This is a genomic window from Tsukamurella sp. TY48, assembly GCF_019656655.1.
GTDB classification, from domain to species: domain Bacteria; phylum Actinomycetota; class Actinomycetes; order Mycobacteriales; family Mycobacteriaceae; genus Tsukamurella; species Tsukamurella strandjordii.
Map to the genome: position 1 here is coordinate 440,105 of NZ_BPMV01000002.1, position 24,848 is coordinate 464,952.

At 70.5% G+C, this 24,848-nt stretch carries 21 protein-coding genes; 5 read left to right on the forward strand and 16 right to left on the reverse strand.

Features of this window, described 5'->3' with window-relative positions:
* Positions 1 to 6: 6 nt before the first annotated feature.
* Positions 7 to 1,827: an aspartate--tRNA ligase gene (gene aspS / locus TTY48_RS17920; protein ID WP_220659006.1), complete on the reverse strand. Its 1,821-nt coding sequence runs from the start codon at positions 1,825 to 1,827 to the stop codon at positions 7 to 9.
* Positions 1,828 to 1,923: 96 nt separating this feature from the next.
* Here aspS and TTY48_RS17925 point away from each other — a divergent pair, with 96 nt between their 5' ends.
* Together TTY48_RS17925 and TTY48_RS17930 are read left to right on the forward strand one after the other, a co-directional pair.
* The gene (locus TTY48_RS17925) at positions 1,924 to 2,823 is read left to right on the forward strand and encodes a neutral zinc metallopeptidase (protein WP_220659007.1); all 900 of its coding nucleotides are present in this window, start codon (positions 1,924 to 1,926) and stop codon (positions 2,821 to 2,823) included.
* A gap of 65 nt (positions 2,824 to 2,888) precedes the next feature.
* Positions 2,889 to 4,517: a DUF885 domain-containing protein gene (locus tag TTY48_RS17930; protein ID WP_220659008.1), complete on the forward strand. Its 1,629-nt coding sequence runs from the start codon at positions 2,889 to 2,891 to the stop codon at positions 4,515 to 4,517.
* Positions 4,518 to 4,520: 3 nt separating this feature from the next.
* On the opposite strand, the gene TTY48_RS17935 is transcribed toward TTY48_RS17930, so the two are convergent.
* Positions 4,521 to 5,405 (reverse strand): diacylglycerol kinase family protein, encoded by an 885-nt coding sequence (locus tag TTY48_RS17935; protein WP_220659009.1) that lies wholly within the window; start codon positions 5,403 to 5,405, stop codon positions 4,521 to 4,523.
* Positions 5,402 to 6,997, reverse strand: a complete 1,596-nt coding sequence (locus tag TTY48_RS17940) for an FAD-binding oxidoreductase (RefSeq protein ID WP_220659010.1) — start codon at positions 6,995 to 6,997, stop codon at positions 5,402 to 5,404. Before TTY48_RS17940 ends, TTY48_RS17935 begins: the two co-directional genes overlap by 4 nt.
* A 15-nt stretch (positions 6,998 to 7,012) precedes the next feature.
* On the opposite strand from TTY48_RS17940, the gene TTY48_RS17945 reads away from it, so the two are divergent.
* Both TTY48_RS17945 and TTY48_RS17950 read left to right on the forward strand, forming a co-directional pair.
* The gene (locus tag TTY48_RS17945) at positions 7,013 to 7,630 is read left to right on the forward strand and encodes a TetR/AcrR family transcriptional regulator (RefSeq protein WP_220659011.1); all 618 of its coding nucleotides are present in this window, start codon (positions 7,013 to 7,015) and stop codon (positions 7,628 to 7,630) included.
* Positions 7,627 to 9,189, forward strand: a complete 1,563-nt coding sequence (locus TTY48_RS17950; protein WP_220659012.1) for a glycerol-3-phosphate dehydrogenase/oxidase — start codon at positions 7,627 to 7,629, stop codon at positions 9,187 to 9,189. The genes TTY48_RS17945 and TTY48_RS17950 overlap by 4 nt, the downstream gene beginning before the upstream one ends.
* On the opposite strand, the gene TTY48_RS17955 is transcribed toward TTY48_RS17950, so the two are convergent.
* The 7 genes from TTY48_RS17955 to TTY48_RS17985 are packed head-to-tail and all read right to left on the reverse strand — an operon-like array spanning position 9,183 to position 15,135.
* Entirely contained in the window at positions 9,183 to 10,337 is a 1,155-nt protein-coding gene (locus tag TTY48_RS17955) for a GTP-binding protein (RefSeq protein ID WP_255585808.1), read from the reverse strand. The genes TTY48_RS17950 and TTY48_RS17955 overlap by 7 nt on opposite strands.
* 39 nt (positions 10,338 to 10,376) lie before the next feature.
* Entirely contained in the window at positions 10,377 to 10,871 is a 495-nt protein-coding gene (locus TTY48_RS17960; protein WP_220659014.1) for an SRPBCC family protein, read from the reverse strand.
* Positions 10,868 to 11,263 carry a metalloregulator ArsR/SmtB family transcription factor gene (locus tag TTY48_RS17965; RefSeq protein ID WP_220659015.1) on the reverse strand — a complete coding sequence of 132 codons (396 nt, stop codon included), beginning with the start codon at positions 11,261 to 11,263 and terminating at the stop codon, positions 10,868 to 10,870. The genes TTY48_RS17960 and TTY48_RS17965 overlap by 4 nt, the downstream gene beginning before the upstream one ends.
* Before the next feature lie 32 nt (positions 11,264 to 11,295).
* A complete protein-coding gene (locus tag TTY48_RS17970; RefSeq protein ID WP_255585809.1) occupies positions 11,296 to 12,330 on the reverse strand; it encodes an Rv2578c family radical SAM protein in 1,035 nt (344 codons plus the stop codon).
* Between the two features lie 57 nt (positions 12,331 to 12,387).
* Positions 12,388 to 13,080 (reverse strand): hypothetical protein, encoded by a 693-nt coding sequence (locus tag TTY48_RS17975; protein WP_220659017.1) that lies wholly within the window; start codon positions 13,078 to 13,080, stop codon positions 12,388 to 12,390.
* Positions 13,081 to 13,084: 4 nt separating this feature from the next.
* Positions 13,085 to 14,401: a histidine--tRNA ligase gene (gene hisS, locus TTY48_RS17980; RefSeq protein ID WP_220659018.1), complete on the reverse strand. Its 1,317-nt coding sequence runs from the start codon at positions 14,399 to 14,401 to the stop codon at positions 13,085 to 13,087.
* On the reverse strand, positions 14,398 to 15,135 hold the full coding sequence (locus TTY48_RS17985) for an MBL fold metallo-hydrolase (RefSeq protein WP_220659019.1): 738 nt from the start codon (positions 15,133 to 15,135) through the stop codon (positions 14,398 to 14,400). Before TTY48_RS17985 ends, hisS begins: the two co-directional genes overlap by 4 nt.
* 178 nt (positions 15,136 to 15,313) lie before the next feature.
* Between TTY48_RS17985 and TTY48_RS17990 the strand changes: the two genes are divergently transcribed.
* Entirely contained in the window at positions 15,314 to 16,384 is a 1,071-nt protein-coding gene (locus TTY48_RS17990; protein ID WP_220659020.1) for a peptidylprolyl isomerase, read from the forward strand.
* Between the two features lie 94 nt (positions 16,385 to 16,478).
* Here TTY48_RS17990 and TTY48_RS17995 read toward each other — a convergent pair whose 3' ends face one another.
* The 6 genes from TTY48_RS17995 to TTY48_RS18020 all read right to left on the reverse strand — a co-directional run bounded on the left by TTY48_RS17995 (position 16,479) and on the right by TTY48_RS18020 (position 24,821).
* A complete protein-coding gene (locus tag TTY48_RS17995; RefSeq protein WP_220659021.1) occupies positions 16,479 to 18,818 on the reverse strand; it encodes a bifunctional (p)ppGpp synthetase/guanosine-3',5'-bis(diphosphate) 3'-pyrophosphohydrolase in 2,340 nt (779 codons plus the stop codon).
* Positions 18,819 to 18,857: 39 nt separating this feature from the next.
* Entirely contained in the window at positions 18,858 to 19,418 is a 561-nt protein-coding gene (locus TTY48_RS18000) for an adenine phosphoribosyltransferase (RefSeq protein ID WP_220659022.1), read from the reverse strand.
* Entirely contained in the window at positions 19,411 to 20,535 is a 1,125-nt protein-coding gene (gene secF / locus TTY48_RS18005; protein ID WP_220659023.1) for a protein translocase subunit SecF, read from the reverse strand. Before secF ends, TTY48_RS18000 begins: the two co-directional genes overlap by 8 nt.
* Positions 20,532 to 22,154, reverse strand: a complete 1,623-nt coding sequence (gene secD / locus TTY48_RS18010; RefSeq protein ID WP_220659024.1) for a protein translocase subunit SecD — start codon at positions 22,152 to 22,154, stop codon at positions 20,532 to 20,534. The genes secF and secD overlap by 4 nt, the downstream gene beginning before the upstream one ends.
* A gap of 68 nt (positions 22,155 to 22,222) precedes the next feature.
* A complete protein-coding gene (yajC, locus tag TTY48_RS18015) occupies positions 22,223 to 22,564 on the reverse strand; it encodes a preprotein translocase subunit YajC (RefSeq protein WP_220659025.1) in 342 nt (113 codons plus the stop codon).
* Positions 22,565 to 22,700: 136 nt separating this feature from the next.
* Complete coding sequence (locus TTY48_RS18020) at positions 22,701 to 24,821, reverse strand: ATP-dependent DNA helicase RecQ (protein ID WP_220659026.1); 2,121 nt, start codon at positions 24,819 to 24,821, stop codon at positions 22,701 to 22,703.
* Between the last annotated feature and the right edge of the window lie 27 nt (positions 24,822 to 24,848).

Here is a 24,848-nt window from a genome sequence, read left to right on the forward strand (position 1 = left end):
GTCGGCCTACTCGGTGGGGTCGGTGGTGGGGTTCTCGGCCTTCGGCTCCGCGGTCTTCGCCTCGGGGGCCTTGGGCTTGGCGTCCATGCCCGACTCGCGGCGCTGCTGCACGGTGATCGCCGCGGGTGCGTCGGTGAGCGGGTCGACGCCGCCGCCCGACTTCGGGAAGGCGATGACCTCGCGGATCGACGGTGCGCCGGCGAGTAGCGAGACCACGCGGTCCCAGCCGAAGGCGATGCCGCCGTGCGGCGGGGCGCCGTAGGAGAAGGCGTCGAGCAGGAAGCCGAACTTCTCGCGGGCCTGCTCCTCGTCGATGCCCATGATCGCGAAGACGCGTTCCTGGACGTCCTTGCGGTGGATACGGATCGAGCCGCCGCCGATCTCGTTGCCGTTGCAGACGATGTCGTAGGCGTAGGCCAGCGCGCTGCCCGGGTCGGTGTCGAAGGTGTCGATCGACTCCGGCTTGGGGCTGGTGAAGGCGTGGTGCACGGCGGTCCAGGCGCCGTCGCCCACGGCCACGTCGCCCGAGGCGGTCGCGTCGTCGGCGGGCTCGAACAGCGGGGCGTCGACGACCCAGGTGAAGGCCCAGTCGCCCTCCTTGATGAGGCCGAGCTTGTCGGCGATCTCGCCGCGGGCCGCGCCGAGCAGGGCGCGCATCGTCTTGGTGGGGCCGGCGGCGAAGAAGACGCAATCGCCCGGCTGGGCGTGCACGTGCGCGGCCAGGCCGGCGCGCTCGTCGTCGGACAGGTTCTTGGCGACGGGGCCGGTCAGCTCGCCGTCCTCACCGATCAGCACGTACGCGAGGCCGCGGGCCCCGCGCTGCTTGGCCCACTCCTGCCAGGCGTCGAGCTGGCGACGGGGCTGGCTCGCGCCGCCCGGCATGACGACGGCGCCGACGTACGGCGCCTGGAAGACGCGGAACGGCGTGTCCTTGAAGTATTCGGTGCACTCGACCAGTTCGAGGCCGAACCGCAGGTCTGGCTTGTCCGATCCGAAACGCCGCATGGCCTCGGCGTAGGTCAGGCGCGGGATCGGGGTGGGGATCTCGTGCCCGATCAGCGACCAGAGCGCCTTGACGATCTGCTCGCCGAGGGCGATCACGTCCTCCTGGTCCACGAAGCTCATCTCGATGTCGAGCTGAGTGAACTCGGGCTGGCGGTCGGCGCGGAAGTCCTCGTCGCGGTAGCAGCGGGCGATCTGGTAGTACCGCTCCATGCCGGCCACCATGAGCAGCTGCTTGAACAGCTGCGGGCTCTGCGGCAGCGCGTAGAAGGTGCCGGGGCGCAGGCGCGCGGGCACCAGGAAGTCGCGGGCGCCCTCCGGGGTGGAGCGGGTGAGCGTCGGCGTCTCGATCTCGGTGAAGTCGTTGAGCGCGAGGATGTTGCGCGCCACGGCGTTGGCCTGGCTGCGCAGCTTGATCGCGGCGGCGGGGCCCTCGCGCCGCAGGTCCAGGTAGCGGTACTTCAGGCGCGCCTCCTCGCCCGGCTCCTCGTCGAGCTGGAAGGGCAGCGGCGCCGACTCGTTGAGTACCACCAGGTCGGAGGCGTTCACCTCGATCGCGCCGGACGGCAGGTTCGGGTTCTCGCTGCCCTCGGGCCGCTTCTCGACGGTGCCGGTCACCAGCACGCAGTACTCGGAGCGCAGCCGGTGGGCGTGCTCGGCGACCGCGGACTCGCGGAAGACCACCTGCGCCACACCCGAGCTGTCGCGCAGGTCGATGAAGATGACACCGCCGTGATCGCGCCGGCGGGCGACCCAGCCGGTCAGGGTGACGACGGTGCCGGCATCCTCCGCTCGCAACGATCCAGCAAGGTGGGTGCGCAGCACGTTCGGGTGTCCTTTCGATGACGATTCGTAGAGCGCCTGCCATGCTACGGGGCGAAGCAGTTCACGATCGCACCCCACTCATGGAAAGCTGTGCGCATGACCTTTCGGGATAACGGACCTCTCGACACCAGTGCAGTCAGTGCTGGCGGCGGCGTCGGCCGCAGCGTGATGATCGGCGGCGGCAGTATCGGCACCGTCATCATCGGCCTGCTGATCTACTTCCTCACCGGCGGATCCGGCGGCGATCCGAACTCGGCGGCACCCGCCGGTCCGGGCGCCGGCGCGGGCGCGGGCCTGAGCCAGTCCGAGCAGGAGATGAACCAGCGCATCCAGGCGTGCACCGTGCAGCTGGCGAACACCGACACCACGTGCCGCATCGTCGCGACCACGAACTCGATCAACAAGGTGTGGCCGCAGTTGCTGCGCGGCTACCAGCCCCCCAAAGGCGGGACGAAGATCATGCCGGTGGGTGCGAACTCGATCAACACCGCGTGCGGTGTCGCGGGCGCCGATACCGGCCCGTTCTACTGCCCGGGCGATCAGGTGGCCGTCTTCCAGCTCGACTTCATGGACCGCGTGATCCAGAAGATGGGCGGCTCGAACGCCGCGTTCTCGCAGGAGTACATCGTGGCCCACGAGTTCGGCCACCACGTGCAGACGCTGCTGGGCGATATCAAGAACTCGCAGAAGGGCTCCGGCGCCGACGGCGGCTCGGTGCGCACCGAGCTGCAGGCCGATTGCTACGCCGGTGTGTGGGGCTCACGGGCCGATAAGGGCCCCGACGCCATGCTGGAGCCGCTCTCGCAGGAGGACATCTCCGGCGCCATCCAGACCGCGCAGGCCATCGGCGACGACACCATCCAGCGCAACGCGGGCCGCAACCCGAACCCGGAGTCCTTCTCGCACGGCACCTCGGCGCAGCGCGTGAAGTGGTTCAACATCGGCTACCGGTCGGGCGATTTCCGGCAGTGCGACACCTTCAGCGGCGCCATCTGATCACCTGACCGGCAGGGCGTCGCGGGCGCTCGTGCGGCCCGTGCGGCGGCCGTAGGATCGCAGTCATGACTTCGCCGATCGATGCCCTCGCCGACCGCCACGCACAGTCACTCGCCGCCGCGGACCCGGTGGAGGCCACCGCGGTCGGTGTCACGGACTTCGACGACCGGCTCACCGACTACTCCCCCGGCGGCGTGCAGGCCCGCATCGATCTGGCGCGCAACACACTCGCCGAGCTCGATGCCCTCCGGCCCGAGTCCGACGCCGACCGCGTGACCGCCGCGGCGCTGCGGGAGCGGCTCGGTGTGGAGATCGAGCTGGCCGACGCGGGCCGGATGGTGGGCGATCTCAACGTGATCGCCTCGCCGCTGCAGGCGATCCGCGACGTCTTCGATCTCATGGACGCCGGCACACCCGAGGCGGACGCGACCCTCGTCGCGCGTCTGTCCGCTGTACCGGCGGCGGTGGATTCGGCGATCTCCGGGCTCCGCGCGCGGCTCGCCGAGGGCTCCTGGCCGTTCGCCGAGTTGCAGGTGACGCAGTGCCTGGCGCAGGCCCGGGAGGCCGGCGACCAGGTGGCCGCCAATGCCGAGCGCCTCGCCGGCGCCGCACCGGAGGGCCTGACCGACGGGGTCCGCGCCGCGTTCGCTCGCTTCGCGACCGTGCTCGCCGACGAGATCGCCCCCACGTCGGTCCCCATCGACCGGCCGGGCGGTCTCGGCGTGGGCCGCGAGGTGTATCCGCTGTATTCGCGGGTCTTCCTCGGTGCCGCGGTGGACCTGGAGGAGACCTACGCCTGGGGTCGGGAACTGCTGGCCTCGATCGTGGCCGAGCAGGAGGCGGTGGCCGCCCGGCTGTATCCGGGCGCGACGGTGGCGCAGGCCCTCGCCCGCCTCGACGAGGAGCCCCGGTACGCGCTGCACGGCACCGAGGCGCTGCGTGAGTGGATGCAGCGCACCTCCGATCAGTCGGTCGCGGCCCTGGCGGGCACGCACTTCGACATCCCGGCCGAACTGCACCACCTGGACTGCCGGATCGCGCCGAGCACCAACGGCGGGATCTACTACACCGGCCCGTCCGCCGACCTGACCCGCCCGGGGGCGATGTGGTGGTCGGTTCCCAAGGGCGTCACCGAATTCCACACCTGGCAGGAGAAGACCACCGTCTACCACGAGGGCGTGCCGGGCCACCACCTGCAGATCGGCCAGGCGGTGATCGCACCCCTGAACACCTGGCGCAAGCTGTACTCGTTCACCTCCGGCCACGGCGAGGGCTGGGCGCTGTACGCGGAGCGGCTGATGCGCGATCTGGGCTTCCTGGACGACGACGGCGACCTCATGGGCATGCTCGATTCGCAGCGACTGCGCGCCGCCCGCGTGGTGCTCGACATCGGCGTGCACTGCGGTTTCGAGGCACCCGCCGAGGTGGGCGGCGGCGCGTGGACCTACGACAAGGGCTGGGCGTTCCTGCGCTCGCACGTCGCGATGGCCGACGAGCTGCTGCGGTTCGAGTACCACCGCTACCTGGGCTGGCCCGGCCAGGCACCGTCGTACTCGGTGGGCCAGCGGGTGTGGGAGCAGACCCGCGACGCCTACCTGGCCGCCCACCCCGGATCGTCGATCAAGGACTTCCACCGCGAGGCCCTGGCCCTCGGCGGCATGGGCCTGGACACCCTGCGCGCCGCGATCGTCTAGCCGTCAGCGCGGGACGAGCACCGGGAGCACGGCCGTGCGGATGCCGACGGTGACGGGCAGTTCCTGCAGATAGTCCCCGTCGGAGTGCACCGGGATCGGGCGATCGGCGGCCACGGTGATCTCCTGGCCGGTGAAGGTGACCACCTCGGGGCGGTGCACGTGGGTGCCCGTCTTCGCCTCTCCCATCGCGCCGATCAGCCGGACCACGGAGCCCTCGCCGCGCACGGCGAGCACGTCGATCCGGCCGTTGTCGGCGGAAGCGGCGGGCACCATGTTCAGGCCGCTGCCGTACCGCCCCGAGTTGGCGACCACCACCATGTGCGCGAGTAGGTCGTGGGTCACGCCGTCAACGGTCACGGTGAAGTTCGCGGGCTTCCAGCGCAGCGCGGCGAGCACGGGAGCCACGCGGTACGCGAGCGGGCCCATCCAGCGCACCCGGTTGATCATCTCCGTGGCCACGGAGTCGAGTCCGACGTAGACGTTGCCGACGGCGATGCGCTCCCCCACGGTGAGCACGTCGAGATCCCGGCGGCGGCCGTCGGCGAGGATCGCCGCGATGCCCGCCGGGTCGGTGGGAATGCCGAGGTGCCGGATGAAGTCGTTGCCGCGGCCGGCGGCGGCGATGCCGAGGGGCGCCCCGGGCACGCGGAGCACGCCGGAGGCCACATCACGGATCTGGCCGTCGCCGCCCACCGCCACGGTGAGGGCGCCGGTCGCCGCGGCCTCGGCGGCCAGCCGTGCCGCGTCGTCCCCGGAGGTGGATTCGACCGCGTCCACGTCCATGCCGAACCGGCGCAGTTCGGCGGTCACCGCCGTCCACTGCTCGCGGCCCGCTCCGCCGCCGGAGATGGGGTTGATGACGGCGACGACATCGGGACGGCCGCTCACGGGAGGAGCACTCCGGGGTTGAGCACGCCCTGGGGGTCGAGCGCCGCCTTCACGGCGCGCAGCGCGGCGAGCTGGACGTCGCCGATCTCGTCGAGGTAGGTCGCGCGGTGATCGACGCCGACGGCGTGGTGGTGGGTGATCGACGCGCCCGCACCGCGGATCGCCGCGTTCGCGGCCTTCTTCGCGATCATCCACTGGGCCAGCGGATCCGGGAGTGCCTTGGCGATCACCGTGAAGTACAGCGAAGCCCCGGTCGGGTAGACGTGGGAGATGTGGCACATGACCACGGCGGGGGTGCCCTGCTCGCCGAGTGCGCCGGTGAGCGCGGCGGTCACATCGGCCTTGAGCCGGTCGATGTTCGACCAGAAGGTCACGGTCTCGAGCGTCTCCACGAGTGCTCCCGCGTCCAGGAGCGGGTCCCGCAGATAAGGGCCGCGGAACCGGCCGACGCGCCAGGCCTCGCCGGGTTCCTCGCCGAGGAGGGTGCCGCCCAGTTCGGCCAGGCGTGCGGAGACGTAGCCGTCGCGGCAGTCGACGTCGGCCTCGTCGCCCTCGAAGCCGACCACCATGAGGCATCCGCCCACGGGGCCGGAGGCCTTGCCCGCCGAGCCGGGGTTGGCGAGGTTGAGGCCGGTCTCGGCCTCGTCGGACAGACGCAGGACGGTCGGCCGGACGGAACTTTGCGCGAGGTGGCGCATGGCCGCGGAGCCGGCGGCGAAATCGGCGAAGTGCCAGCCGTAGAACCGGCGGACGGCGGGCACCGGGTGCACCCGGACGCGGAGCGCGGTGACCACGCCGAAGGCACCCTCGGAGCCGAGGAACAGCTGCCGCAGATCGGGTCCGGCGGCGGACTTGGGGGCGGTGCCGATCTCGCTGCTGCCGATCGGGGTGGCCACGGTGAGGCCCACGACCATCTCGTCGAACCGGCCGTAGCCGATGGAGGACTGTCCGGCGGAGCGGGTCACCGCGCAGCCGCCGATGGTCGCTCCCTCGTAGGACTGCGGGAAGTGTCCGAGTTCGAAGCCCTTGGCGCGCAGCAGCTTCTCCGCCTCGGGCAGCCGTGTTCCGGCGGCCAGGGTGGCGATCTGCGAGACCGGGTCCAGATCGATCAGGCCGGTGATTCCGCGCAGGTCGAGCGCGACCACGGGGCGGTTCCGCTCCGGCGCCAGGCCACCGGTGACGGCGGTGCCACCGGCGAACGGGCTGAGCGTGAGCCCCTGCGCCGCACACGCTTGCAGGACCGGGGCCACCTGCTCGGCGGAGGACGGCGTCACCACGACGTCGGGGGCGTCGGAGGCGTCGCCCGCGCGGAACTTCAGCAGATCGGGGGTCGAGTAGCCGCGCAGGTGATGCAGGCGGGCGTCGTCCGCGGTGGATACGCCGGCACCGGTTGCCCGCAGCGCCACGAGCGCGGCATCGGTCGCCCGGCTCGGGGCCGGGGTGGGCGCGGTCTGTGCGGGAGCGGCACCGTCGATGCCCAGCATCGTGAGCGCCCCGAGCACCGAATCGGACAGGTGCATCGGGTTGCCGGGATCACCCCAGCGGCCGGGTTCGAATTCGACGACGGGAAGCTCCACCTCGGAGGAAGTCATGATACATTTGTACACATGATGTCGCAGGATCTCAACGAAGAGGTCGCGGCCCCGTCGCGGACTCCCGCGAACGCCATCGACGACCAGACCATTCTCGATGCCGCGCGCGATCTCATGGCCACGATCGGCATCCGGCGCACCACGATGGCCGATGTGGCGCGCGCCGCTCAAGTGTCGCGCGCCACACTGTATCGGCGCTACCCCAACGTTCAGGCTCTTGCCGCCACCGTCACCACCCGCGAGTTCTCGGCCGCCCTGGCCAGCCTCACCCCGGTCGCCGGGGACGACACCCGCGAGAGCCTCGCGCGCACCGTCGTCCACCTCACCTCCTCGGCGCGGTCGCACCCGCTGTTGCGCCGGATCATCGAACTCGATCCCGAGTTCCTGATCCCCTATCTGCTGCACCGGCAGGGCCGCACGTCCAGCACCCAGCTCGACACGCTGGAAGCCGCGATCCGGGCCGGCCAGGCGGACGGCAGCATCCGTACGGGCGATCCCCGCGAGCTCGCCTCCGTTGTCCTGCAGGCGGCCTGGTCGTCGGCACTGTCGGGTCCGGTCTTCGCCGGGGTCGACGGTGGCGATCTGCTCGATTCCCAGCTCTTCGATCTCGTCGAGAGGTACCTCCGCCCGTGACCGACCGTTTCGCCACCGCCCTGGACTCGATCGACCCGCGTTCACGACTCAGCGCCGAGCGGCGCAGCGCGGATCTCGCCGCCCTCGCCGAGGATCCCGCGGTCGATCTGCTCGTGATCGGTGGCGGCGTCACCGGAACGGGCGTGGCCCTCGACGCCGCGAGCCGCGGACTGTCGGTGGCGCTGGTCGAGAAGCACGACCTCGCCTTCGGCACCAGTCGCTGGTCCTCGAAGCTCGTGCACGGCGGGCTGCGCTACCTCGCATCCGGCGCGGTCGGCATCGCACACGAGAGCGCCGTCGAACGCGATGCGCTGATCCGGGTCATCGCCCCGCACCTCACCCGCCCTCTGGCCCAGGTGGTGCCCCTCCTGCGCGATGTCTCGGCGTTCGACGCGACGCTCACCCGGGTCGGCTTCCTCGCGGGAGATGCGCTTCGCCGCTTCGCCGGCACGCCGCCGTCCGAGCTCGCGCGTTCGAGGCGGATCAGCGCATCCGAGGTGATCCGGATGGCACCGACCGTCAAGCGCACGGGCCTGCGAGGCGGCCTCCTGAACTGGGACGGGCAGCTCACCGACGACGCGCGACTCACCGTGGGCATCGCCCGGACAGCGGCGGCGCACGGGGCGAGGATCCTCACCCAGTGCTCCGCCTCACAGGTGACCGGCACCGCGGCGACGGTGACCGACGAACTGACGGGCACCAGTCGCGCGATCCGCGCCCGGGCCGTGATCAATGCGACCGGCGTCTGGGCGGGCACCGTGGACCCCGCCGTATCGTTGCGGCCCAGCCGCGGCACCCATCTGGTGTTCCGGCAGGAGACCTTCGGCGGGCTGACCGCCGGGCTCACGGTGCCGGTCCCGAACTCCTTCGGGCGGTACGTCTTCGCACTCCCCCAGCCCGACGGCCGGGTCTACGTGGGACTCACCGACGAGGAGGCCGACGGTCCGCTGCCCGACGTGCCCGCAGCCTCGGCCGGCGAGATCGACTTCCTCCTCGAGACGGTGAGCCTGGCGCTCGACACCCCGCTGCAGCGGGGCGATATCGCCGGTACCTTCGCCGGCCTGCGGCCGCTGCTGGACTCCGGTGCCGGCCAGACCGCCGATGTCTCCCGCAAGCACGCGGTACTCACCCGGGGCGACGGCCTGGTGACGGTGGTGGGCGGCAAGCTCACCACGTATCGCCGCATGGCCGAGGACGCCGTCGACGCCGCGGTCGCGACCTCCGGGCTGCTCACCGGGGAGAGCGTCACCCGGACCCTGCCCCTCGTCGGCGCGGCCGGCCGCGAGCGGCTGCGCGCCGTCGATGCGCCGGAGCGTCTGGTCCGCGCGTACGGCACCGAGGCGCCCGCCGTGGTCGCGCTCGGCGAGGCCGATCCGCGGTTGGCCGAGCCGGTGGCCGAGGGGACCGAGATCACCGGGGCCGAACTCGTCTTCGGTGCACTCGTGGAGGGCGCGCTGTCCTCGGCCGACCTGGTGGAGCGTCGCACCCGGCTGGCGCTGATCCCCGAGGTCGGCGCTGCGGCGACGGCGGCGGCCGACAGCGCGCTCCGCGCTCAGTGAGCGTGGTCGGGCACGTTCCACGCCGGTAGGCGATCGGGATAGGCGCGCCAGGCGGCGGGACCTTCGGCGACCTCGTCATCGGTGAGCAGCGCGCGGTCCAGCAGCGCGCGCATGCGCTCCTGGTCGAGGCGGACGCCGATGAACACCAGCTCCTGCTGCGGGGCGCCGTCGACCTGTGACCAGAACGCCGCGGGCTCGATCGTCAGATTCGGTCCCGCCTGCGACCACACGGCCACCAGATCGGGGCGGCTGGCGATCCAGCAGAATCCCTTGCTGCGCAGTACGGCCCGCACCTCGCCGAGCGATTCCAGCAGCCGCTGCGGATGGAACGGACGGTCGGAGCGGTACGGGAACGAGGTGATCCCGTACTCCTCGGTCTCGGGGGTGTGCCCACCGAGGACCTCGTCGTCCCACCCGGCCACGGCAGCGGCGGCATCGTGATCGAACAGGCCCGTGCCGATCACCTCGGCGATGTCGATCGCGCCGTGGCTGATCGGCACGATCCGCGCTCGCGGATTCAGTCGCGCGACCGCGGCCTGCACCGCACCCCCGGCGGCCGCCGAGACCAGATCGAGTTTGCTGAGCAGGATGACGTCGGCGAACTCGACCTGGTCCACGAGCAGGTCGGCGATCGAGCGCTCGTCGTTCGGTGCGGCGGCCAGGCCGCGCCGGGCGAGGCTGCGGCCCGTGGCGATCTCGCCGAGGAAGGTGCTCGCATCGACCACGGTGACCATGGTGTCGAGGGCGGCGACATCGCCCAGGCGGGTTCCGTCGTCGAAGGTCCAGTCGAAGGTCGCCGCCACCGGCATCGGCTCGGAGATGCCGGTGGATTCGATCACGAGGTGATCGAATCGTGGACGGCCGTCGGGGGTGCGTTGGCGGGCGATCGCGCCGACCGCGTCCACCAGATCCTCACGCAGCGTGCAGCAGATGCAGCCGTTACTCAGCTCGACGAGCTTCTCCTCGGTGCGGTCGAAGCCGCCGAGGTCGACGAGCGAGGCGTCGATGTTCACCTCGCTCATGTCGTTGACGATCACCGCGATGCGGCGGCCCTCGCGATTGCCGAGCAAGTGGTTGAGGAGCGTGGTCTTGCCGGCGCCGAGAAATCCGGACAGGACGGTGACGGGGAGCGGAGCTGGGGTTTCCATGCCACTAATGATAACAGTTATCATTAGTGGCATTCCTGCCTACTGACTCCGGTAGTACTCCGCCATCCCCGGGAAGTACTCCTCGTCGAACTCCGGGAGCGGCGCGCCGGCCTCCGCCGCCACCAGCGCGTCGAGGTAGTACTCCCACCCCGGACCGGTCTCGCCCGGGTCGGTCGCCGCGTCCAGGTGCTGCACGAAGGTCAGCCGAGTGCGGTCGCCGTCGCGGTCGATCGTGGCCTCGAGGTTCCACTCGCCGTACTCGTCCTTCGCCTGCAGGCCGAGACGGCTCGGCGGCTCACAGATCGTGATCGTCATGGGCATCTCCGGCGTGCCCTCTTCGAAGCCCATGGTGACCCGCACCTGCGCGCCGACGGCAGGCTCTCCCGTCCAGCTACCGAACCACCGTGCGGTGCGGTCGGATTCGGTGATCGACGCCCAGACGTCGGCGACATCGGCGGTGAAGTACCGCTCCAGAATCAGATCCCGCCCGGTGGGCGTCGCCTCCACGCGTCCGGTCGGTCGGCGTTCAGTCATCCCGTGCCCCTTTCATCGAGTCTTGATGGATCAATGGACACCTCGCGCTGCTGCGCGGTGCGCCGGGAGTCGCGGCGCGCGCGGCTCACTTCGGTATCGAGGGCCGGCGATCCCAGCAGCTCCGCGAAGCGCGCCGGACCGCGCACCGCGGCGATCCACTCCTCCACCTCGCGCAATGCGCTCGGCCGAAGCACGTACGCGCGCTCCCTGCCGTCCTGTCCGCGCTCGGCCTCGATGAGGTGCGCCTCGCGCAGAACGCGGAGGTGGCGACTGACGGCGGGGCGGCTGATATCGAACGACGCGGCGATCTGCCCGGCGGTGCGCGGCCCCGAGCGCAGCAGGAGCAGGACCTCCCGGCGCACCGGGTCGGCGATGGCCGAGTACACGCTCACCCCAAAAGCGTAACCGATACGTTACGCACTGTCTAGAACAGCGCCTCCTGCAGATCCGGAGCCACCGCTCCGGTCGCGCGCGGCTGCCGGGGACGCGAGGGCGGCGCGTACTCCTCACGGACCGCGAGCCCGAACTCCTCCAGGAGCGGCGCGGTCCTCCCCCGCAGATGCGCCCGGTACTCCGCCGAGACCCGCCCGGTGGTGCCGTACAGCTGCCGGTACCGGCGCACCAGCGCGGGATGGTTCTCAGCGAGCCAGGCGAGGAACCACCCCCGGTAGCGACCGGTGAGATTGAGCGCCATCACGGTGGCACTGGAGGCCCCCGCCTCTGCGAGCGCCTCGAACAACGCCCGCAACGACGCCGAATCGTCGGTGAGATACGGAATCACCGGCGCCACCATCACATTGCACTCGAAACCGGCATCGGCAATGGCGCGGATCAGGCCGAGGCGCGCCGCCGGTTTGGGCGCCCCCGGTTCGAGCGATGCCTGCAGCACGGGATCCAGGAGCGCCAGCGAAACCGATAACTGCACGGGCACCGTGGTGGCCGCTGTGGTCAACAGTGGCAGATCTCGTTGCAGGAGAGTGCCCTTGGTGAGGATCGAGATCGGAGATCCAGCGCCCGCGAGGGCGCCGATGATTCCGGGCATGAGCCGGTAGCGCCCCTCAGCGCGCTGATACGGGTCGGTGTTGGTGCCCAGCGCCACGGCCTCACCGCGCCAGGAGGCGCGCCGCAGTTCCTTCTTGAGCACCGAGACCAGATTCGTCTTGACCACGATCTGGGTGTCGAAGTCTGCCCCGGCGTCGAATTCCAGGTACTCGTGACTCGACCGGGCGAAGCAGTAGGTGCACGCGTGCGTGCACCCCCGATACGGATTGATGGTCCACTCGAAGGGCAGCGCCGCCGACTCGGGTACGCGGTTCAGCGCGCTCTTGCACAGCACTTCATGGAAGGTGATGCCCTCGAATTCCGGCGTGGAGACGGCGCGACCGATCCCCTCCAGCCCGGGTAGAGCCCGAACGCCGGATCCGGCGTCCTCCGTCAACAACTGCCCTTCCCATCGCACCCACCCAGTCGAACACTTTGTTCGATTCGAGTCAAGCATTCGAACGGCGCGTCGTCGTCACCAGGGCGGGCGATTGAGTTCGTCGACCTCGTCGGCGGTGAAGACCAGTTCCTCGTTCCCACCCACCTCGCGGGCGATACCGGCCGCGCGATAGAGGGGCCGGTCGCGGATCGGCACCGAGGTCGCCTGCGCGCGGGACTGTTCGCCGAGCACTCGCCCGATCTCGCGGACGTGCGGATCGGCGTGGCGGCTCAGCGACTCGGACAGTCGGCGGGTGGCCAGCATCGGAAGCTCGCGCCCGCGCACCCGCCCGCGGCCGGCGCTGCCGTACAGCGCGACGGGAACCCGCATCGTGGTGCGGCCCTGACTGATCCGCAGAGACACCTGCGCCAGCCTGGCCACCTCCGCGACCAGGTCCACCTCCTCGGCGGCGATCAGGTTCACCCGCCGCGTCAGCAGTGCTCGCCGCGTGATCACCCGGTGGTCGAGAACGACCCGCCGCCGCATCACCCCGAGGTAGCCGCCGATCCCCGGCGCGGCGCCCGCGACGAGCACCGCTGCGCCCCAGACCGGCGAAACGAGCAACGCCACCAGGACGGCGGCCACCACCGTGATCGCGACACCCGCGAACACCGCGCGGCGGACCTTGGGCAGCACCAGCCGCGGCGGAATCAGGTCGACATCGACCGCGTCCTCCGCGCTCAGCTCCCGCGGGTCACGGGCGCCGGGCTCGACGGGACTCGCCGACACGCGATTACCGCGCGCTCGCGCCGTCGGAGGGGCTCACATCGTTCGCGGAGGCGATCACGTCCGCCACGGTATCGAGCGGTACCGGGCGCTGCTCGCCGTTCGCCAGATCCTTGAGCATCACCACACCGTCGGCGAGCTCGGATTCGCCCAGGATCAGGGCGAATCGGGCACCGGAACGGTCGGCCGCCTTCATCGCGCCCTTCATGGCGCGGTTGCCGTACGCCATGTCCGAGGCCACACCCCGCGCGCGGAGCCGGCCGAGGAGCGGCACCATCGCATCGCGCGCATCCTCACCGAGCGGCACACCGAAGGCCACCACGCGAGGGGCCGACGGGGCGCGCTTGCCCTCGGCGGACAGCGCGAGCAGGGTGCGGTCCACGCCCAGGCCGAAGCCGACACCGGTGACGCCCTCGCGCCCACCCAGCTGCTCGACCAGGCCGTCGTAGCGCCCACCGCCGCCGATCCCGGACTGCGCGCCGAGGCCGTCGTGGACGAACTCGAAACACGTCTTGGTGTAGTAGTCGAGCCCGCGGACCAGGCGCGGGTTCACCACGTACGCAACGCCGAGGGCATCGAGATAGCCGAGCACCTTCTCGAAGTGCTCCTTCGGCTCCGGCGTCAGGTTGTCGATCATGAGCGGGGCGTCGGCGGTCATCGCGCGCACCTCGGGCCGCTTGTCGTCCAGCACGCGCAGCGGGTTGATCTCCGCCCGGCGCCGGGTCTCCTCGTCCAGGTCCAGCGCGAACAGGAACTGCTGCAACTTCTCGCGGTACTGCGGCCGGCAGGTCTCGTCGCCCAGGCTCGAGACCTCGAGCCGGAATCCGTCGAGACCCACACTGCGATAGGCGCGGTCGGCCACGGCGATGACCTCGGCGTCGAGGGCGGGATCGTCGACCCCGATCGCCTCGATGCCCACCTGCTGCAGCTGCCGGTAGCGACCCTCCTGCGGGCGCTCGTACCGGAAGAAGGGGCCCGCGTAGGCGGCCTTCACCGGGAGCTGGCCGCGATCGAGGCCGTGCTGCAGGACCGCGCGCACCACGCCCGCCGTCCCCTCGGGACGCAGCGTCACCGAGCGATCGCCGCGGTCGGCGAAGGTGTACATCTCCTTCGCCACCACATCGGTCGATTCACCGACACCGCGGGCGAACAACGAGGTGTCCTCGAAGATCGGCAGCTCGATGTAGCCGTACCCCGCGTCCGCGGTCGCGCGCAGCAGTGCGGTGCGCACCGCGAGGAAGTCGGCGGAGCTGTTCTTCTCCCCCGACGGCACCGGGATGTAGTCGGGGATGCCCTTGGGTGCCTGGAAACTACCGGCGCTCACAGTCCGTATCGTCCTTTCCGCTCCGCGGGCGTCTGCGTGCCCGTGAGCCCCTGCAGGAACGGGTTCGACGCCCGTTCCGCTCCGATGGTGGTGGCCGGACCGTGGCCCGGGAGCACGACGGTGTCGTCGGGCAGCGGCAGCAGTTTCTCCGCGATCGACTCCAGCAGCTGCTCGTGGCTGCCGCCCGGCAGATCGGTCCGCCCGATCGAGCCCTGGAACAGGACGTCGCCGGAGAAGGCGATGGTGACCGGATCGGCGTCCACGGGATCACCGGCATCGTCGACCTGCGGGACGTCGGTGGTGAAGACGATCGAGCCCCGGGTGTGGCCGGGCGCGAGGTCCACGCCGAAGGTGATCCCCGCGAGCGTGACCGGTTCGCCGTCTTCGAGCTCGATGACCTTCTCCGGCTCTGTGAAGATTTGACCACCGATCATCGCGCCCAGAGCGGGGCCGATCCCCACCGCCGGATCGGCCAGCATGGGACGGTCGTCGGCGTGGATGTACACCGGGATGCCGAACTCGTCGGCGAGCGGCTGCGCCGTCCACGTGTGGTCCAGGTGACCGTGCGTGAGCAGCACCGCAACCGGATTCAGGCGATGCTCGGCGAGCAGCGCCTTCACGGATTCGACAGCGTCCTGGCCTGGGTCGACGATGACGGCGTCCGCCCCTGGACCATCCGCGAGCACGTAGCAGTTGGTCTGGAACACCCCCGCCGGGAATCCGGTGATCAGCATCCGACCATTGTGTCACCAGACCCGGTGGCGGCGTCTATCAGGTTTAACTGGCAGACTTGCCTGGGCGGCGGCGCTGCCGGTGTCACCGCGGAGGTGCCGTCTGTGTCACTGCGGCGGCTGCCCGAATGTCACTGCGTCGTGCCCGCCGGACTATCGGTTACTAGGAGGTCGTCACACCGTGCCGAGCAATGAGGAGCGCCGTCAGGCTGCCCGCGAGAAACTCGCGCGCCAGAACGAGCGGCGTGAGGCCGAGGCCCGCAAGCGCAAGATCACGGCCATCGGCATCAGTGCCGCCGTGGTCGTGGCGCTCGTCGCGGCCGGCTGCTACATCTGGCTTCCCCAGGGCCCCCGCGCCCCGCTCCGGGTTGGCGCGGAGAACCGCTACAAGTCGCTGCACACCCAGTGCGACTACCCGGACCGTCCCGATCAGGTGGCGGCCGCGCGCAAGGGTGTCCAGTCCATGAAGGACAACATCGCGCAGGCGAAGGGACAGCTCGCCACCATGCCGCCGGAGCAGCGCTCGGCGGTGGAGGACCAGATCAAGGACGCCGAGGCGCAGAACGCCGAGACGGAGAAGGGCATCCCCCAGCTCGAGAAGATGGGCGCCAAGAACAACGGCATCCAGAAGCCGAGCGGCAAGGACGTCCCGAACACCGGCATCCTCCCCGGCTCCATCGAGACCAACCAGGGACCGATCGGATTCGAGTTCGACCGTTCGAAGGCACCCTGCAACGTCGAGACCTTCGTGACGCTGATCAACGCGAAGTACTTCGACAACACGATCTGCCACCGGGAGACCGCGAACCAGGGAGCGGACAAGAAGAGCGGCCTGTACGTGCTGCAGTGCGGCGATCCGTCCGGCACCGGACTGGGCGGACCCAACTGGACCTCGCCCGACGAGACGCCCACCTTCCTGCAGGGTGCGGCCGCGCCCACGCAGCCCGGTTCGCCGCCCACCGTGATCTACCCGGCGGGCACGATCGCGGTGGCTAACGCCAACTCGCCGCAGTCCGGCCAGAGCAACACCGGTTCGAGCCAGTTCTTCCTCGTGTACCAGGACACCACCCTGCCCGCGAGCTACTCGGTGATCGGCAACACCACCCCCGAGGGGCTGAAGGTGCTGCAGGCCATCGCCAAGAAGGGCATCAAGGCCAAGCCCGGTTCCCCCGCGCCGAAGCCCGGACAGCCCATCACCGACGGAGCACCGATGGAACCCGTCAACATCAACACCATGACGCTGGCCTCCTAGCCGGCATCACGACGAGGGCCCCGCGGCGATTCGCCGCGGGGCCCCTGTCGTTTCGGGTTCCGGATGCGCCCCCAGCTCGGGTGCGGACGAGACGCTACTGCGCCGAGGTCACCCGGTAGACGTCGTAGACGCCCTCCACATTGCGGACCACGTTCAGCACGTGCCCGAGGTGCTTCGGATCGCCCATCTCGAAGGTGAAGCGCGACACCGCGACCCGGTCCCGCGAGGTGGTCACGGACGCGGAGAGGATGTTCACCTTCTCGTCCGCGAGCACCTTCGTGACATCGGACAACAGCCGGTGCCGATCGAGGGCCTCCACCTGGATGGCGACCAGGAACACCGACGAGGGCGACGGCGCCCACTTCACGTCCAGGAAGCGCTCGGGCTCCTTGCGCAACTCCGCGACGTTGGTGCAGTCCGTGCGGTGCACGCTGACACCGCCGCCGCGGGTCACGAAGCCCACGATCTCGTCGCCGGGCACCGGGGTGCAGCACTTGGCCAGCTTGGCCAGCACGCCGGGCTGGTCCGTGACCAGGACCCCGACATCGGTGGACGCCGTGGACGGGCCGGAGATCGTCGACGGGGTGCTGCGCTCGGCGAGCTCCTCCGTGGCCTCCTCGATACCGCCGAGCTGCTCCAGCATCCGCTGCACCACGGTGTGCGCCGACACCTGGTGCTCACCGACCGCGGTGTAGAGCGCGGAGACGTCGGCGTACCGCAGCTCCTTGGCGATCCCGGCCATCGACTCGGCGTTGGTGAGCCGCTGCAGAGGCAGGCCGGAACGGCGCACCTCCTTGGCGATGGCGTCACGGCCGTTCTCGAGGGCCTCCTCGCGGCGCTCCTTGGCAAACCACTGCCGGATCTTGGCCTTGGCGCGCGGGGACACCACGAAGGACTGCCAATCGCGCGACGGGCCGGCGTTCTCGGCCTTGGAGGTGAAGACCTCCACCACCTCGCCGTTCTCCAGTTTGCGTTCCAGTGCCACGAGACGGCCGTTGACGCGCGCGCCGATGCAGCGGTGCCCCACCTCGGTGTGCACGGCGTAGGCGAAGTCGACCGGGGTGCTGCCCGCGGGCAGATTGATCACATCGCCCTTCGGGGTGAAGACGAAGATCTCCTTGACCGCCAGGTCGTAGCGCAGCGATTCGAGGAACTCCCCCGGGTCCGCGGCTTCCCGCTGCCAGTCGAGCAGTTGCCGCATCCAGGCCATGTCGTCGACCTCGGACAGATCGGAACCGCCCTTGCCGCCCTTGCCCTTGGTCTCCTTGTACCGCCAGTGCGCGGCGATCCCGAACTCGGCGGTGCGATGCATGTCGCGGGTGCGGATCTGCACCTCCAGCGGCTTGCCCTCGGGCCCGATCACGGTGGTGTGCAGCGACTGGTACACGCCGTACCGCGGCTGCGCGATGTAGTCCTTGAACCGGCCGGCCATCGGCTGCCACAGCGAGTGCACCACGCCGACGGCGGCGTAGCAGTCGCGCACCTCGTCGCACAGGATCCGCACGCCCACCAGGTCGTGGATGTCGTCGAAGTCCCGGCCCTTGACGATCATCTTCTGATAGATCGACCAGTAGTGCTTGGGGCGGCCCTGCACGTCCGCCACGATCCGCGAGGCCGTGAGCGCCCCGTTGATCTCGGCGCGCACGCTGGCCAGATAGGTATCGCGCGACGGTGCGCGGTCGGCCACCAGCCGCACGATCTCGTCGTACTTCTTCGGGTGCAGAATCGCGAAGGACAGGTCCTCGAGTTCCCACTTGACCGTGGCCATACCGAGCCGGTGCGCCAGCGGTGCAATGACTTCCAGCGTCTCCTTGGCCTTACGGGCCTGCTTCTCCGGCGGCAGGAAGCGCATCGTCCGCATGTTGTGCAAGCGGTCGGCCACCTTGATCACCAGGACCCGCGGATCGCGGGCCATCGCGATGATCATCTTGCGGATGGTCTCTGCCTCGGCGGCGGTGCCCAGGGCCACCTTGTCGAGCTTGGTGACACCGTCCACCAGGTGCGCCACCTCGGAGCCGAACTCCGCGGTCAGCGCGTCCAGGCTGTACCCGGTGTCCTCGACGGTGTCGTGCAGGAGTGCGGCCACCAGTGTGGTGGTGTCCATGCCCAGCTCGGCGAGGATCGTGGCGACGGCGAGCGGGTGCGTGATGTACGGGTCGCCGGACTTGCGCATCTGGGAGGCGTGCCGCTGCTCCGCGACGTCGTAGGCGCGCTCGATGAGCGCGACATCGGCCTTCGGATACACCTCACGATGCAGCGCGACCAGCGGCTCCAGGACGGGCCGCACGTGGTTGCGGGTGCCCGTCATGCGGCGCGCGAGGCGGGCGCGGACGCGGCGGGTGGTGGACCCCGTCGTCTCCAGGTTCGGCGGCTGCGGGGCGGCCTCGGCCGTGGCGGTGCGCGCGGAGTCGGGTCCCTGTGGTGGCAGCGACATGGTGCCTCCCCGTCCTCGTGTGGTGGCTGGGCTAGGGAATCAGCCTACCGAGATGGCCGACACTTCGACGGGACCACCCGGCATTTCCGCCAGCCGCGAACGCCCGCCCAGGGCCTCCAGCTCGAGCACCACGGACACGCGGTGCACCTCGGCGCCGGCCCGGCGCAGCAGCGCGACGGCGCCGGAGACGGTGCCGCCGGTCGCGAGCACGTCGTCGACCACCAGGATCCGGCGGCCGTGCAGCGCGATGCCCTCGGCGGGGATCTCCAGTGCCGCGGAACCGTACTCGAGGGTGTACTCCTCGCGGAGCACCGGCGGCGGCAGCTTGCCCGACTTGCGGACCGCGAGCACGCCCACGCCGAGCCGCAGGGCCACACCGGAGCCCAGGAGGAAGCCGCGGGCGTCCAGGCCCGCCACCAGATCGACCGCGGCCGCACCGGAGGCGTCCCGGCCCGATTCGGCGAGTCCGTCGATGACGGCGGCGAGGGCGGCACCGTCGGCGAAGACCGGCGTGAGGTCGGCGAAGACCACACCGGGCTCGGGGAAATCGGGAACGTGCCGGGTGTGCGCGGCCACCGCCGCGCGGGCCTCGTCAGCCACGGTGACGGTCGCGCTTGCGCACGGGCGGGCGGGACAGCCGGTGCGCGGTCTGCACCACGGCGGCCTCCGCCTCGACGCCCACCGAGCGGCGCTTGTTGAGCACCTTCTGCGTGTGCGCCTTGTACTCCGGCTTCATCTCCTTGAGCGTCACCAGCAGCGGCGCCGCGAAGAAGACCGAGGAGTACGTGCCCACGACGACGCCGACGAGCTGCACCAGGCCGAGGTCCATCAGCGTGCCGACGCCGAGGATCCACGCGGCCACCACCATGAGCGCGATGATCGGCAGCACCGAGATCACCGTGGTGTTGATCGAGCGCATCAGGGTCTGGTTGACCGCGAGGTTCGCCTGTTCGGCGAAGGTCCGGCGGTTGGTGTGGAGCACGCCGCGCACGTTCTCCTCGACCTTGTCGAAGACGACGACGGTGTCGTACAGGGAGAAGCCGAGGATGGTGAGCAGGCCGATCACCGTGGCGGGGCTGACCTCGAAGCCGGACCAGGCGTACACGCCCGCGGTCACGACCACGTCGAAGAACAGCGAGGCCAGCGCGGCGAGCGCCATCTCCATCTCGCGGAACCGGACCGCGATGTAGATGGTCACCAGCACCAGGAAGACCACGAGCGCGATGAGGGCGCTGCGGGTGATCTGCCCGCCCCAGGTGGAACTCACGGCGGAGAAGCTGATCGTGTTCGCGGACGGCTTGCCGTCCCGGCCGGGCGGCTGGAACTCCTGGAACAGGGCGGCCCGGGCCTTGGTGATCTGGTCGGCGCTCAGCTCCGAGGTGGCGATCTGGTAGGTCTGCGAGGCGCCGGAGCCGGCGGTCTGCACCGCGGACGGTGCCACACCGGTGGCCGACTGCACGACCTCGCGGGCCTTGGCGGTATCGGCCTGCGAGTTCCCGACGGGGAAGGACACCTGGGTGCCGCCCTCGAAGTCGATGCTGAGCTTGAAGCCCGGGATCAGGATGCCGAGGATCGCGACCACCACGATGATGCCGGTGGCGATGTAGTAGCCGGTGCGGCGGCCGATGATGTCGAAGGCGCCCGTGCCGGTGTACAGCTTGGTGAAGAAGCTGGCCTTCTTCTCCTTGTCGGAGACCTGAGTGGTGGTGTCGCTCATGCCTTCGCCTCCTCGGTGTCGGCCCCGGTCGTGGTGGCCCCATCGGTGGTGGTCGCGTCGGTGTTGGCCACGGCACGGCGGCGCTCGCGGCCGATGGCGGCGACCGCCCCGAGACCGTTCATCGACGGCTTGGCGAAGAAATCGGTGCGGGAGGCGAGGACCACCAGCGGGTGCGTCACCAGGAAGACGATGACCACGTCGAGGATGGTCGACAAGCCGAGGGTGAAGGCGAAGCCGCGCACCTCACCGACCGCGAGGACGTACAGCACCACCGCGGACAGCAGCGAGACGGCGTTGCCCGTCCAGATCGTGCGGCGGGCGCTCGCCCAACCGCGGGGAACGGCGGACCGGAAACTTCGGCCCTCACGGATCTCGTCCTTGATGCGTTCGAAGTAGACGACGAACGAGTCCGCGGTCATACCGATACCGATGATGATGCCGGCGATGCCGGACAGGTCGAGCGAGTAGCCGATCCACCGGCCCAGCAGCACCAGCAGGCCGTACAGCATGGCCACGGAGAGCACCAGGGACAGCGCCACCAGGACGCCGAGGGCGCGGTAGTACGCGAGGGCGTAGATCAGCACCAGGACCAGGCCGATCAGACCGGCGATCACGCCGGCGCGCAGCGAGTCGAAGCCGAGCGTGGCGCTCACGGTCTGCGCGGTGCCGGCCTTGAAGGACAGCGGGAGCGAGCCGTACTTGAGGACGTTCGCGAGTTCGGCCGCCGAGCTCTGGTCGAAGTTGCCGGAGATCTGCGTCTGGCCGCCGGTGATCGGCTCGTTGATCTGGGGCGCGGTGATCACCTGCGAGTCGAGCACGAAGGCGGCCTGCTTGCCGCGGTTCTTCGTGGTGAAATCGGCCCACTCCTTGGCGGCGTCACCGGTGAACTCCAGGGTGACCACGTACTGGGCCTGGTTCTGCGGGATGCCCGAGCTGGCGTTCTTGATCGACTGGCCGTCGATGATCGACGGGGCCAGCGTGTAGACCATCCGCGGCTGCGGGTTGTTCGCATCGTTCTCGAGCTTGCCGCAGGTCACCAGGGGCAGCTTGGGGTCGTCGTTGCCGGCGAGCGGATCCGCGGCGTCGCAGTTGATCTGCGACGCGGCCTTCTGCTGGGCCGCGGCGTCGGTCGACTGCCGCACCGCCTTGGCGTCGAGGAGCGCCTTCTTCGCCACATCGGGGTCCGTGAGGTCGGGTGCCGGAGCGCCGGGCTGCGCCTGCGCGGGAACCGAGCTGATCACGGGGCGCACCAGGAGGCGCGCGGTCTGGCCCAGGGTCCGGGCCTGATCGCCGTCCTCGCCGGGCACGGTGATCTCGAGGTTGCTGCCGTTGATCTTCACCTCGGAACCCGAGACGCCGAGCCCGTTCACACGCTGGTTGATGATGTCGCGCGCCTGCTCCAGCTCCGGGGAGTCGGAGCTGGGCCGGGTGCCGTCGGGCTTGGTGGCCTGCAGCGTGACGGACGTGCCGCCCTGCAGGTCGATGCCCAGTTTCGGCTCCGGTTTGCGATCGCCGGTGAAGAAGATCAACCCGAAAACGGTGATGAGTAGAACACCGAAGAACGCGAGTGGCTTCCACGGATTACCGTTTCCGTCACGGCTCGATGAGATCTTGGCCACGGGTAGTTACTACTCCTCGGCGTGGGTGAAGGGCCCGGCGGTCACCGGGCGTCGACGGTCGATGCGGGTCAGCGGTCCTCGGGACGCTTCTCGGTCTCGACCTCGGGGGTGGTGTCGGCCTCGGGGATCGACTCGATGTCGGGGGCGTTCAGCTCCTCCGGGGTCAGCACCTTCGCGACGGCGCGGCGCACCCAGGTGGTGGTGATGCCGGGGGCGATCTCCAGTTCGACGGTGTCCTCGCCGAGGCCCACGACGGTGCCGTAGAGGCCGGTGCTCGTCATGACCTTGGTGCCGACACCCAGGTTCTCCTGCATCTGCAGGGTCTCGTTCATCTGCTTCTTCTGCTTGCGGAAGCTGAAGAACATGAAGCCGAGCATCATCACCAGCAGCAGGGGCAGCACGAGTTCCATCGTCGATCTCCTCAATTCTCGGGGCGCGGGGTCGCTCCGCGGGGGCAGCCGCCCGGGTCACGGGCAGCACTCGACCGTCCAGTCTTCCACAACTCCGTGACGCCGGTCCGTTCCCCCTGGCCGCAGGGGGTGCGGGTCACGCCGGACGGTGCAGGACCAGCGGCAGTACGTAGGCGGCGCCCGCCTCGCGGAGCCGCGCCGCAGCCACCGTGACCGGCCACCCCGTGCTGGTGGTGTCGACCACCAGCAGCACGGAACGGCCGCGGACCGCGGTCGCGACGGTGTCGTCGACGGTGATCGCGTCCAGCCAGTGCGCGGCCTCCTGGGCTCCCGAGGCGTCGCGGCCGGGCGCCGGCCCGCGGGGCACGGGGAGCGACACCCGATCGAGCCTGCCGACCTCGGCGATCCGATCGGCGACCGGCTCGACGGGCTCGGCACGGTCGGTGAGTTGCAGCGATGCGACCACCTCGGGACGGGACGGCCATTGCTGCCGCCACCGGGACAGGGCGGCGATCGACGCCTCCGCGAGGTCGGCGGTCGCCTGGTGGTCGCCGGTCGCGGCGGCGCTGATGGTGCCGGTCCACTCCGGAGCGTCGGCGAAGACGATCACCCGGCCGGGCTCCGCGGCGACATCGGGCGCGATGCGCCCCTTGCGACCGGAGGAGCCGCCGGGCCACATCTTGCGAGGTTCGAGAACCTGGCTCTGTGCCCGGAGTGTGCCGGCGACGGCGCGGGCCGTTTCGGCGGGCGGCGCCTCCCCCAGGCCGTCCGGGACGTGTCCCAGGCACACCGAGCAGCGCCCGCAGGCGGCCGCCTCGGGATCGTCGAGCGATTCGGTGAGTAGCTGCATGAGGCAGCGCTCGCCCCGGGTGTACGCGCGCATGATGTCGGCCTCGCGCCGGCGGGTGGCCACGATGCCGTCGTAGTGGGCTCCGTCGTAGTGCCAGTCCGCCCCGGTCAACCGGTAGCCGCCCTCGACCCGCTCGACCGCGCCGTCGACGGCGAGCTGCTTGAGCATGAGGTCGATCCGGGTGCGCCGCAGCCCCGTGCCCGCCTCGAGGGCGATGGCCGAGAGCCCCTCCCCCGTCTCGTCGTCGCCGAGGGCGGTGAGCACCTTCGTCATCTGCTCGGGATCCGGGATGGTGGCGGTGGCGAAGTAGTCCCACACGCCCGCATCCGATTCCGACGGCAGCAGTGCGACGACGGCGTGATCGATCGCGCGGCCGGCACGACCGACCTGCTGGTAGTAGGACACCGGCGACGGTGGTGAACCGACGTGCACCACGAAGCCGAGGTCGGGTTTGTCGAATCCCATACCGAGGGCGGAGGTGGCGATGAGCGCTTTGATCTCGTTGGCGCGCAGGGCGTCCTCGAGCCGTTCCCGGGTGTCCGGGTCCAGCTTCCCGGTGTACGCGGCCACCGGGTAATCGGCCCCGTGCACCGCTCGTACGCCCTCGACGAGCCGCTCGGCGTCGGCCACCGTGAGCGCGTAGACGATCCCGGAGCCGGGCAGGTCGGGAAGGTGGCGGGCCACCCAGGCGTACCGGGTGATCGGCGCGAGCGCGGGGAGCACGTTGAGCTGGAGGGAGCGCCGCGCCAACGGGCCGCGCAGCACCAGGGTGGCGTCGCCGAGCTGGGCCGCGACATCCGCGGTGACGCGGGCGTTCGCCGTCGCGGTGGTGGCCAGCACGGGGGTCTGCGGGTGCAGGCGGGTGAGCACATCGGAGACGCGGCGGTAGTCGGGGCGGAAATCGTGGCCCCAGTCGGACACCGCGTGCGCCTCGTCGATCACGAGGAGGCCGAGTGATCCCTCCAGGGCGGAGAGCACGCGGCGGCCGAAGGACGGATTGGCCAGGCGCTCCGGCGAGACCAGGAGCACGTCGATCTCCCCGGCGGTGAGCCGCTGCTCGATGGCGCTCCACTCGTCGAAATTCGAGGAGTTGAGCGTGGCGGCGCGCAGACCCGCCCGTTCGGCGGCGGCGACCTGATCGCGCATGAGCGAGAGCAGCGGCGCGACGATCAGCGCCGGGCCCGCGCCCTCGGCTCGCCGCAGTGCGGTGGCCACCCAGTACACCGCCGACTTGCCCCACCCGGTGGCCTGCACCACCAGAACGCGGGCGCCGGGTTCGAGGAGCGCGCCCACCGCCGTCTCCTGGTCGGCGCGCAGTGCGGCACCGGGACCGGCGAGGGCTTCGATCACCCCGCGCGCCCGTTCCGCACGCTCCGCGGTCAGTGCACCGTGGACCTCATCCGTCATCGCGCGTTCCCCTCGTCTCGGTTGCCT